Here is a 10192-nt window from a genome sequence, read left to right as displayed (position 1 = left end):
AATCGGCCTCGAGCTCACCGACGAGACGGTACGTCTCGTCGGCCCCGTCCGGTAATTCCCGAATGATGACTCGGCTCCCGAACGCGACGACGTCGGGCCGACCCTCGTCAACGATGACAGCATCGGCGAGTGTGCGCTCAAGTTCGATGATTTTCGTCTCGATGCGCTCTTGTTCGCGGACTGCGTCAAAATACGTCACATCTTCTCGAAAGTCACAAAATTTCCGGGCCGCCTTGACGCGTTCGAGCGCTTCACGCCGACCCTCGATGCGAAGCGTCTCGAGTTGTTCGACCAGACGCAGGCGACCCGCCTTCGTCAGCTGTGGTTTTGACATCTCGGTCTCCTTTCCAAACATGATAAAAAAGTCCCGCCACGTGGACGGGACCGTTGATTCTACTCATCACGTGGCATGAAGACGATGAGCGCCAAGCGGATCAGTTCGGCGACGGCGACGAGTGTTGCCGCCACGTACGTCCATGCTGCCGCGTTGAGCACTTTGCGCGCACCCGACTCTTCGGTTGCCGTGACGATGCCGTGGCTCGTCAGTTCAGTCATGGCCCGTTTCGAGGCATCGAATTCGACCGGGAGTGTGACGAGTTGGAACACGACCGCCCCGAGCATCATGATGACACCGAGTTGGGCGAGGCCCATCGCGCCGAGCAAGAAACCACCTATGAGAAGCGGGAACGACAAGTTCGACGTGATGTTCACGACCGGCACGAGCCGGTGGCGGACACGCATCATCTTATAGTCGGTCGCATCTTGAATGACGTGGCCGATCTCGTGGGCCGCAATCGCAGCCGATGAGATTGTCGAGCCTTGATACACTTCCCGTGAGAGACGGACGACTTTATTGACCGGGTCGTAATGGTCGCTCATCAAGCCGTCGACCATCTCGATGCGGACGTTGTGGACACCGTTTTGTTTCATAATGAAGTCAGCGACTTGTGCACCCGTGACGCCGCTTTGAATCGGTTGTTGGAGAAACTTTTTGTACGTACTTTTCACTCGCATCTGCGCCCATAATGGGATGAGCATAATCAGTGCAAGATAGAAAATATAGCCACCTAATGACATGTTCTCGATCACCTCTGCGTGTATTTGATACCCTGATTTTACATTCTTATGAACTTATTATCAAGCGAAGTGCGCAGGATGAAGTGGTATCCCATAAAAAAACATAATCCCGTCAACCAGAATGACCCGTAGCCGATCCAGGCGATGTGCTCGGCGAGCGACGGATAGCGCGGCCATTGCCCGAGCACATAGTCGACGACATCGTTATGGATGACCCAGACGAGCGTCAAGACGAACGAACGGACCGTCCAAGTCATGAATGGCGCGTATAACAGTGCCTGCAACGCCATCGCCCCGTGTGACACCATCAGCATGACGGCCATGAGCACGGTGAACGTCTCCGCATCCGGACCGAGTTCTCGCAAGAACAACAGGTTCATGACGACGGCCCACACCCCGTATTTGATGAGCGTGACGAAGGCGAGCGTCTCGATAAGCGGCGACTTCTTTCCGGCAAGCCATAGGCCGAGCACGATCGTGAAGAAGAGCGAGGCCGTCGGGCTGTCCGGTACAAACGGCCAATAGAGGAGCGGCGTATCGCGAAGCTGGGGCTCATACCAGATGTATCCGTAAATGGTGCCGAGCAAGTTGATGATGAACAAGAGCATTAAAACGATTCGATGGGTAAGGATTGGGCGTAACATATGTATCATTCGAGTATTCCATCCTTTTTTGTCTATTGTAGCGCACAGGCGCCAAAGTAAAAAGAAGCGTGCCCCGCAAACGGGACACACTTCTTGAACCAATCGTTTATTGGTTGTTTTCGCCGCCTTCACCATATGAGGCGATGAATTCAGACATGGCTTGGAGGTCCTCATCCGAACCTTCCCATTGGCCGGCCGGCATCGTTCCAATCCCGTTGACCGCGATATCCGCAATTTCTTCAGCCGTGTAAGCTGTTCCGACGAGACCTGGTGCGGCTGCGCCGCCTTCAAGGTTCTGACCGTGACAGTTCACACAAGACTGGGCCGCATAAATCTCGTAACCTGGTGCAGCCGTATCGATTTCTGGGCCTTCGCCCGGTACTTGAAGAATTCCTTGCTCGTGAACTTGATCCCAGTGTGTCGTTTGAACCGACTCCCACGTCAAGTAGAAGATCGACAAAATTCCGAGAAGCATGAAACTGATGGCGACCGGACGTTTCGCCGGACGGCGTTCGAGTCCTTGGTCAAGCCATGGTGCGATCAAGAGTGCCGTGAAGGCGACCCCTGGCAAGATGACCGTTCCAAGAAGGATCCAATCCCCTGCTGCGAATTGGTACTTGAGCAATTGATACAAGAACAAGAAATACCAGTCCGGCAACGGAATGTAAGACGTGTTCGTTGGATCGGCGATGTTTTGAAGCGGTGGTGCCTCGACGATCGTCAAGGCGATGAATCCGATCAAGAAGACCGAACCGACCATCCACTCTTTCAACAAGAAGTTCGGCCAGAACGCCTCAGTGCGTCCTGGGTATTCAGAAAAGTCTTTTGCAATGTTTTGTTTCCGATTCGAGATTCCTACTCGAGAGTCGGTTACAAATTTCATCCCTTTACCGCGATGCATATCGTTTCTCCCCCTTTATATCTTCGAATCGGCTTATAGCGGTCCTGAAATCCCTTGTTTACGAATCATCAAGAAGTGGGCTCCGAGGAGTCCGAACAAGGCCGCCGGTAAGAAGAAGACGTGAATGGCGAAGAAGTTCGTGAGCGTCCGTGCGCCGACGATCTCGCCACCGGCGAGAAGCGTCTTGGCGATGCCACCAATGACCGGGACACTCTCGGCAATTTGAAGCGTAACTTTCGTCGCGAACAACGCTTTCATATCCCACGGCAACAAGTACCCTGTAAGACCGAGCGCCAAGACGACGAAGAACAAGAGAACACCGACGACCCAGTTGAGTTCGCGCGGTTTCTTATACGATCCGGTAAAGAATACGCGGAGCGTATGTAAGAACAACATGACGATGGCGACCGATGCGCCCCAGTGGTGCATCCCACGAACAATTTGTCCGTGTGCGATCTCGTTTTGCAAATAGTACACCGACGCGTGCGCGTTGATGATGTCTGGTACGTAGTACATCGTCAAGAACATCCCTGATAGAATTTGAATCACGATTGTGAAGAACGTCAGACCGCCAAAACAATAAACAAATGCTGAAAAGTGATGGGCAGGGTTGACGTGTTCTGGAACTTCATGGTCAGCGATGTCGCGCCATAACGGCGTGATGTCGACGCGTTCATCGACCCAATCATAAATTTTTTGTAACATCGACTATTCCCCCTCTCACAACTGTGCGACTGGACTGCCCAAGTATAGGAAGCCGTCTTTTTCTTCTTTTTCGTAGCGTGCAAGTGGTGACGTCGGAGGCGTACCCGGAATGTTCGTTCCATCTTTCTCATAGCGACCGAAGTGACACGGACAGAAGAACTCTGTCGGACGAGTCGGGTCTCCACCATATGCTACTTGGCAGCCGAGGTGCGTACAAATTGGAGACAAAGCGACAATTTCACCGCTCTCATTTTTAAATACCCACGCCGAAAGCGTTTCTTCAAATTCATACCAAGCATCTTGCGTTTGTTTCTTAAAGTCGACACGTTGCGGCTCAGTCGTGATGTCGTCGAGACTGATGACTTTTACTTTATCGCCCGCATCCGATTTTTTTAAGACCGGATCGATCGCAAAGTTGACCATCGGACTGATCAATGTTGCCGCCATAAAGCCACCTACACCAGTCAACGTATACGTTAAGAACTGACGGCGTGTGACTTTTGACCCATTTTGAGCCATTTCGTTCCCCCCTCATTCGTGTGCATAACCCCATAATTCTTTATGCATTCTTCACAAAAATTTCTCACTCAACAAAATAGTATATCAATAAAACCTCCACGTCAACCGCTTCATGTCGCCATCCAACGGCTCGAAAGCTCGGTAATGACTTGCGTCGCAAAATTTTGAACCATCGTGTGCGACTGCTCGCCGGACATGCCTTTTAACGCAAGCGGCGGAACAAACATCATCGGCAGTTCAGACCCTTTGAAACGCAAATCCGAGGAGATGAACAACACATGGGAAAAGCCAGAGGATACCGCTTTCGTTAGCACCGCTTCTGCCGTCGCCCGACCAGCGTCCACGTCGACGTAACTTAGCGTCGGGCTGAGCATCGTCCGCCCCGACAGTTGCCGTTCGGTCTCAAGTGCCACTGCCTGAATGACTTCGTTCCCTTCGGCTTTACGCACCATGTCCTCATCAAACGCCAGTTCGACGAGTGGGACGACGAGCGTGTCGACGTACTGGCGTTCTGTCAGCGATTTCATCGCGTCTATGCCATCGAACCTCATCTTCCTCCTCCTCTCCTCCAGACATACATCATCATGTCCATTGTAACGTACCTCCAAACGTTCCTTCTGCGAAACTTATGAACGAAATGTGAAATTATTGTGTGTTCCTACGTCATTAATATATCAAAAAACAAGCGCCGACCATAACGGAAGCGCTTGTTTTTATTAAAATAATTTTGAAGCCCGTACTTGATGTAGCTGGCTCGTCAAATTACGGAACAGTTTCTCGTCGCGCCGGTCGAGCGCTTTGTCGATTTCGACGAGCAGACGTTCTTCCTCGAACTGGGCGACCGAGGCCCGGATGACCGTCTGGGCGGATGTCGTCACTTCATCCTTCAGTTCGGCGACGGGTTCGAACGGGTTCAATTCAACGATGTCGATCCACATCTCGTCGATCATCATCCCTTGAAAGTTGAGCTCCACGTAGATGGCACCGTCATGGAGCCGGATGTCGTGATACGCCTTCTCGGGATTGACCGTGATGAGGTCACCCCGGCGGTAACGGAACGGTTCCCCGTCAAAGCCGTACGCCGTCATGATCAGGCTACGCGGTGAGACTGAGGCGTTCGTGACGAAATGAACGTTCCCGAGTTTTTCTGGATGTCTGAGCCAGTAGTCGATAATCCACTTGGCCTCTCGTTTGCGAAGCGTATGATGAGCGAGGAATCGCTTTAAGAACATCTTTTTCCGCTCGACCATATGACCCCATCTCCTTTGTATCGATTAATCGTGGTCCGTCAACCGGCCGAGCCGCTCCTCAAGAGTTTGGCGGTCGTCGACATCGACGGTAAGCGCAAGCGTTTGCTCGAGCACTCGTTGCGCTTCGGCACGCTGTCCTTCTTCTATCAATAGTGTAGCCCATTCGATGGCAAATGACACGTCCTCTTTATAAACTTGCTCGATCGACCCGTATAACGTGACGGCTTGCTCGTAGTCCTCAAGCTCATAGGCCGCTTTCGCTTTGTACCAGGTCATAAGCGGTGACGTCGAATGTTCCTCGAGCGCATCGATCGTCTCGAGCACTGCCTCCATATCCCCAGCTTCGAACAACACCGACAAGAGCAACTCAGTCGCCTGGAGCGATTCCGGGTTCAGCGCGAGCGCCTCACGGAGTTCCGTGACCGCCTCGTCCTTCCGCCCTTGCTTCAAGAACAGCTTCGCCTTCACCGTGCGCAACTCATCGTTGTAATCGTCACGATCGATGCCCTGATCGATCACGGTCAGCGCCTCATCGAGACGGCCGAGCGCGTCGAGCGCTTCCGTATAAGGCAGATAGAGCGACGTGAAATCGGGGTCCATCGCTTGGAGCGACTCGAACTGTTTGACGGCGACTTCGTCGCGGCCGATACGGTGGGCCGTCATCGCATGCCCGAAAACGGTATTCAAATTGCGGTCGTTTGCTTTCTCATACTCATCGAGCGCCTCTTCGAACGAGCCGATCATCGTGAGCGCCTCGGCGTAGTCCGCCTGATAGTCCAGTTCTTCCGGCAAGCGCAAGTGCGGCAGACGGGCATAGAGCGGGACAGCCTGTTCGAATGAACCAATCGATGCATATAGTTCAGCTAATCCGTAGATGAGCAGCGGTTCGTCAGGATTCGCTTCAAGTGCCTCCATCAATTTCTTCACTGCGACTTCGTCCAACCCTTGCGATTGATACAGGTCAGCGAGTAAGACGAGGCTGCGCATATGCGCTTCCTTGTCCGCCGTATCAACCTTTTCAAGGACGGCGATCGCTTCTTCTTCCCGGTCGCTGTCCAAGTACGCCTCGGCGAGCGACAAAGCGACATGCGGGTTGCCCGCGTAATCGACGTAGAGCGCCGCGAGCACGTTCACGGCCCGGTCGGCGAGCCCGAGTTCGAGGTAGATGTCGGCAATCGCCAGACGGTCTTCATCAGACCCTTCCTTCTCGAGCGACTCGAGATGCATGAGGGCATGCTCGGTCTCGCCTTTCTCGAGCATCTCGATGATATGGTTCAATTCTATTTCGTCTAACATGGTTATCGTTCCTCCTACCGGCTACTCGTATTGACGTTATTCTATCTCACGACCGAGGCGTTGTAAATCGTCACGGAATCGCGGGTAACTCACATCCGCTGCCTCGACGTCTTCAATCGTCACACGTTCTGTCGTCAATAAGCCCGCGATTTGAAGCATCATCGCCAAGCGGTGATCCCCGTGCGAGGAGACATGTCCCCCGTGCAACCGGCTCGGATAGACGTCAAATCCGTCCTCGGTTTCGCGCACATCGACGCCGAGCGCCGAAAGTTCGCGCACGACCGTCCGAATCCGGTCCGTCTCTTTCACTCGGAGTTCGCCCGCGTCCCGGACCGATGACGGACTCGTCGCTTGTGACGCGACGAGAGCAAACAACGGCAACTCATCGATTTGGTGCGGGATGGCGTCCCCGTCCAAACGGATGCCGTGAAGAGTACTCGTCGACACGGTCACGTCGCCGACCGCTTCTTCCCCGAGCGCGCGGACGTTCGTCACTTCCGCCTTCGCCCCCATCCGCTCGAGCGTGCGTAAAAACCCGATCCGTGTCTCGTTCAAGCAGACGTCGGTCGTCGTGACGCGACTGCCCGGGACGAGCGCCGCCCCGGCCCACCAAAAGGCAGCCGAAGATGGATCGGCCGGAACGGCCACTGTCGCGCCCACGAGTTCGGACGGGACGAGCCGAATCGTTCGGACACCGTCCTCTGTCGTGATGTCCAGTCGGCCATTGAAAAGAGGAAGCATCCGTTCCGTATGGTCCCGCGATAAGACAGGCTCGCGCACGATCGTCGGTCCGGTCGCACGAAGTCCTGCCAACAGGACGGCTGACTTCACTTGCGCGCTCGCGACGGGCAACGTGTAATCGATGCCCGTTAGCGCGCGTCCGTGAATTTGAATCGGGGCGAACTCCCCATCGATTTCCGCACCCCTTTGACGAAGCGGGTCCGTCACTCGACGCATCGGACGTTTTGAGAGCGAGGCGTCCCCGGTGAGTCTGAACTCCCCCTCATATCCGGCGAGAAGCCCGGCCATGAGACGCATCGTCGTGCCCGAGTTCCCGCAATCGAGTTCGGCCGATGTGAGCGTCTTCGCCCCCGTGATGAGAAGACGGTCCGGCTCTTCGATGACGTCCGCTCCTAACCGCCGGATCGCCTCGAGCGTCGACCGGCAATCCTCCCCGAGGAGCGGATTATAAATCGTCGTCTCCCCGGTCGCCACGGCCCCGAACAAGAGAGCGCGATGCGTGATTGACTTGTCACTCGGCACGCGTATGAATCCGTTCAATGCCATGTCAAAACCACCCTTTCAGTTGATGAAACGCTTCAGCGAGCCGCTCGACCGTGACACGTTCCACAGTCACGTCTTCACCGAGCAAGACGAAACGGATGTGTCCATCCCGATTCTTTTTATCATGTCCCATGCCGGCGAGATATGAGTCAAACGGTTGCCAGTTGACCTCCGAGATCCTTTCTTGCTTCATGTACGCAGCAAGGGATTCCGCCCGCCTCACGTCGCCGGAGACGAGGAAGGCGTACACCATGCCGTACAGGATGGCTTCCCCGTGCGATAAACGGTACGCCTCGGCCGACTCCAACGCATGGCCGAACGTATGGCCGAAATTCAGCCACTCCCGTACGCCTTGTTCCCGTTCATCGGTCTCGACGACCTGTCGTTTCACTTCGATCCCACGCGCGAGCCACGTCTCCCAATCGAGCGGTCCATGCGCCAAGGCGGTGAACAGCTCGGTCTCGAACGAGTGCCCGAGGACGTATCGTGACAAATAGGCATGTTTAATTAACTCGCCGAGCCCACTCAGTACGTCTCGGTCCGTCAACGTCTCGAGACGGTCCACGTTATAGTGGACGCCCGCCGGTTGATAGAAGGCACCAATCGCATTTTTCGCGAGCGGATGGTTGACCGCGACTTTCCCCCCGACGGCCGAGTCATGCGCGAGAACGGTCGTCGGCACTTGTATGTAACGCACACCGCGCATATAGACGCTCGCTAAAAAGCCGGCCAAGTCACCAATCATGCCACCGCCAAATGCAATGATGAGCGTGTCCCGGTCACAGCCAGACGTCAACCCGTCTGCGACGAGCCGTTCGATCGTCTCGAGCGACTTCGAACCATCGCCAGGGCGAACGACCGACCAGACGACGTTCCGATGTTTATGCGCAAGCCGGTCCCGGAACGCACTTCCGTGCAGCCGGTCGATCGTCTCATCCGTGACGACCCAAACGGTTGAACACATAAAGTATGGGACATGGTCAAGCCAGGCGTCACCCTGTTCGATCGTGACCTCATACGGGGTCGAGGCGTTCACATGGAGCGTCACCATGTCCGAATCTCTTCCCGGTATGCGGCGACGCGTGACTGGATTCGGTTGACCGTGTCATGCCCGAACGTCTCGCACAGTTCACGGGCGAGCTCGAAGGCGATGACCGCCTCGACGACGAGCGAGGCGGCCGGGACGGCGCAGGCGTCGCTGCGCTCGATTTGCGCGAGAAACGGTTCTTTCGTATCGATATCGACCGATTGGAGCGGTTTGTATAGCGTCGGAATCGGCTTCATCACAGCCGTACAGACGATTGGCATGCCCGTCGTCATCCCGCCTTCGAAACCACCGAGATGGTTGCTCAGCCGCGTATAGCCGTCCGGGCCATAGGCAATCGGGTCCATCACTTCAGAACCTGGCCGATACGCCATCTCAAACCCGTCACCGAACGCGACACCTTTGATGGCGTTGACGCTCATGACGGCGCGAGCGATGGCCGCATCGAGTTTTCGGTCGTATTGGACATACGACCCGAGCCCTGGGATGACGCCATGCACTTCCGTGCAGACGACACCTCCGAGCGAATCGCCGGCAGCTTTCGCCTCATCAATCCGTTGCATCATCGCCTGGCCTGCCGTCTCGTCCATCGTCCGGACCGGTGACGCCTCAATCGCGGCGTGCAACGTGTCGAGCGACTCGTATGACGCCTCGGCTGTGACGCCGCCAATCACTTTCACATAGCTGACGAGCGACATGCCGACCGACGCGAGCAACTGCTTACTGAGTGCCCCGACGGCGACACGAGCCGCCGTCTCCCGTGCGCTCGAGCGTTCGAGCACATCCCGCAGGTCGCGATGGTCATACTTCAGTCCGCCGACGAGATCGGCGTGTCCCGGTCGTGGTCTGACGACGCGGCGCTTGATTTCCACGTCTGCGTCGACAGGTTCGGCTTGCATGACGTTCCGCCAGTGGGTGTGGTCCTTGTTCTCGATCCAAAACGAAATAGGGGCCCCCGTCGTCACCCCGTGACGAATGCCGGCCCTCACCTCGATTCGGTCTGATTCGATTTGCATGCGACGGCCGCGTCCGTAACCGGATTGCCGTTTGGCGAGCTCGTCATTGATTGCCTGCACGTCAACTTCAAGCCCGGCCGGTACACCTTCGATGATGATCGAGAGTCCCGGTCCGTGCGATTCTCCTGCCGTCAAATAACGCATCTGCGCCACCTCATTCTTCAAATTTTTCGTAAAAGAAACTTTGTTTCATCTTGTAGCCGTACCGTTTCGGTTGAAAAATCTGCTCCGTGCCCCCCACAAAGAGGACCCCGCCTGGCCGAAGGGAACGGTGGAACGATTTATAAACTTTCTCTTTCGCTTCTTCGGTGAAATAAATCAGGACGTTGCGACAGACGATTAAATCGAAATTGCGCTCGTACACATCGGCCAACAAATTGTGTTTTTTGAACGTCACCAATTTTTTAATGTCTTCTGTAATGTAATAGTCGTCCCCGCGGCGGGTGAAGTAACGC

At 55.3% G+C, this 10192-nt stretch carries 13 protein-coding genes; all 13 read right to left on the bottom strand.

The window, feature by feature from the left end; all coding sequences use genetic code 11:
* The coding region (locus tag DPV68_RS14525) for a GreA/GreB family elongation factor (RefSeq protein WP_114167481.1) at nucleotides 1-334 on the bottom strand (334 nt) is incomplete at its 3' end.
* A gap of 59 nt (nucleotides 335-393) precedes the next feature.
* Nucleotides 394-1077, bottom strand: a complete 684-nt coding sequence (locus tag DPV68_RS14520; protein ID WP_114167480.1) for a zinc metallopeptidase — start codon at nucleotides 1075-1077, stop codon at nucleotides 394-396.
* Nucleotides 1078-1115: 38 nt separating this feature from the next.
* Complete coding sequence (locus tag DPV68_RS14515; protein ID WP_114167479.1) at nucleotides 1116-1730, bottom strand: DUF1405 domain-containing protein; 615 nt, start codon at nucleotides 1728-1730, stop codon at nucleotides 1116-1118.
* A 97-nt stretch (nucleotides 1731-1827) separates the two neighbouring features.
* Entirely contained in the window at nucleotides 1828-2622 is a 795-nt protein-coding gene (locus DPV68_RS14510; protein ID WP_114167478.1) for a menaquinol-cytochrome c reductase cytochrome b/c subunit, read from the bottom strand.
* Between the two features lie 33 nt (nucleotides 2623-2655).
* Entirely contained in the window at nucleotides 2656-3327 is a 672-nt protein-coding gene (qcrB, locus tag DPV68_RS14505) for a menaquinol-cytochrome c reductase cytochrome b subunit (RefSeq protein WP_021067209.1), read from the bottom strand.
* A gap of 15 nt (nucleotides 3328-3342) precedes the next feature.
* Complete coding sequence (locus DPV68_RS14500; protein WP_114167477.1) at nucleotides 3343-3846, bottom strand: QcrA and Rieske domain-containing protein; 504 nt, start codon at nucleotides 3844-3846, stop codon at nucleotides 3343-3345.
* Nucleotides 3847-3956: 110 nt separating this feature from the next.
* Nucleotides 3957-4373 carry a DUF2487 family protein gene (locus DPV68_RS14495; RefSeq protein WP_232819668.1) on the bottom strand — a complete coding sequence of 139 codons (417 nt, stop codon included), beginning with the start codon at nucleotides 4371-4373 and terminating at the stop codon, nucleotides 3957-3959.
* 189 nt (nucleotides 4374-4562) lie between these two features.
* Nucleotides 4563-5096, bottom strand: a complete 534-nt coding sequence (locus tag DPV68_RS14490; RefSeq protein WP_034777333.1) for a ReoY family proteolytic degradation factor — start codon at nucleotides 5094-5096, stop codon at nucleotides 4563-4565.
* 24 nt (nucleotides 5097-5120) lie between these two features.
* Complete coding sequence (locus DPV68_RS14485; protein WP_114167475.1) at nucleotides 5121-6392, bottom strand: tetratricopeptide repeat protein; 1272 nt, start codon at nucleotides 6390-6392, stop codon at nucleotides 5121-5123.
* Between the two features lie 36 nt (nucleotides 6393-6428).
* Nucleotides 6429-7679: a 3-phosphoshikimate 1-carboxyvinyltransferase gene (gene aroA, locus DPV68_RS14480; protein ID WP_114167474.1), complete on the bottom strand. Its 1251-nt coding sequence runs from the start codon at nucleotides 7677-7679 to the stop codon at nucleotides 6429-6431.
* Between the two features lies 1 nt (nucleotide 7680).
* Nucleotides 7681-8727 carry a 3-dehydroquinate synthase gene (locus DPV68_RS14475; protein ID WP_114167473.1) on the bottom strand — a complete coding sequence of 349 codons (1047 nt, stop codon included), beginning with the start codon at nucleotides 8725-8727 and terminating at the stop codon, nucleotides 7681-7683.
* Nucleotides 8721-9881, bottom strand: coding sequence for a chorismate synthase (gene aroC, locus DPV68_RS14470; protein ID WP_114167472.1), 1161 nt, complete (start codon nucleotides 9879-9881; stop codon nucleotides 8721-8723). Before aroC ends, DPV68_RS14475 begins: the two co-directional genes overlap by 7 nt.
* A 10-nt stretch (nucleotides 9882-9891) precedes the next feature.
* The coding region (locus tag DPV68_RS14465) for a CheR family methyltransferase (protein WP_114167471.1) at nucleotides 9892-10192 on the bottom strand (301 nt) is incomplete at its 5' end.

Source organism: Exiguobacterium sp. TNDT2, assembly GCF_003331145.1.
Classification (GTDB): Bacteria; Bacillota; Bacilli; order Exiguobacteriales; family Exiguobacteriaceae; genus Exiguobacterium.
This window is presented reverse-complemented; position numbering and strand designations above follow the sequence as displayed.

Bases quoted from the DNA above. Each gene is read 5' to 3' on its own strand.
- DPV68_RS14520 (WP_114167480.1), bottom strand. From the start codon at position 1,077: ATGTCATTAGGTGGCTATATTTTCTATCTTGCACTGATTATGCTCATC.
- DPV68_RS14515 (WP_114167479.1), bottom strand. From the start codon at position 1,730: ATGATACATATGTTACGCCCAATCCTTACCCATCGAATCGTTTTAATG.
- DPV68_RS14510 (WP_114167478.1), bottom strand. From the start codon at position 2,622: ATGCATCGCGGTAAAGGGATGAAATTTGTAACCGACTCTCGAGTAGGA.
- qcrB (WP_021067209.1), bottom strand. From the start codon at position 3,327: ATGTTACAAAAAATTTATGATTGGGTCGATGAACGCGTCGACATCACG.
- DPV68_RS14500 (WP_114167477.1), bottom strand. From the start codon at position 3,846: ATGGCTCAAAATGGGTCAAAAGTCACACGCCGTCAGTTCTTAACGTAT.
- DPV68_RS14495 (WP_232819668.1), bottom strand. From the start codon at position 4,373: ATGAAATCGCTGACAGAACGCCAGTACGTCGACACGCTCGTCGTCCCA.
- DPV68_RS14490 (WP_034777333.1), bottom strand. From the start codon at position 5,096: ATGGTCGAGCGGAAAAAGATGTTCTTAAAGCGATTCCTCGCTCATCAT.
- DPV68_RS14485 (WP_114167475.1), bottom strand. From the start codon at position 6,392: ATGTTAGACGAAATAGAATTGAACCATATCATCGAGATGCTCGAGAAA.
- aroA (WP_114167474.1), bottom strand. From the start codon at position 7,679: ATGGCATTGAACGGATTCATACGCGTGCCGAGTGACAAGTCAATCACG.
- DPV68_RS14475 (WP_114167473.1), bottom strand. From the start codon at position 8,727: ATGGTGACGCTCCATGTGAACGCCTCGACCCCGTATGAGGTCACGATC.
- aroC (WP_114167472.1), bottom strand. From the start codon at position 9,881: ATGCGTTATTTGACGGCAGGAGAATCGCACGGACCGGGACTCTCGATC.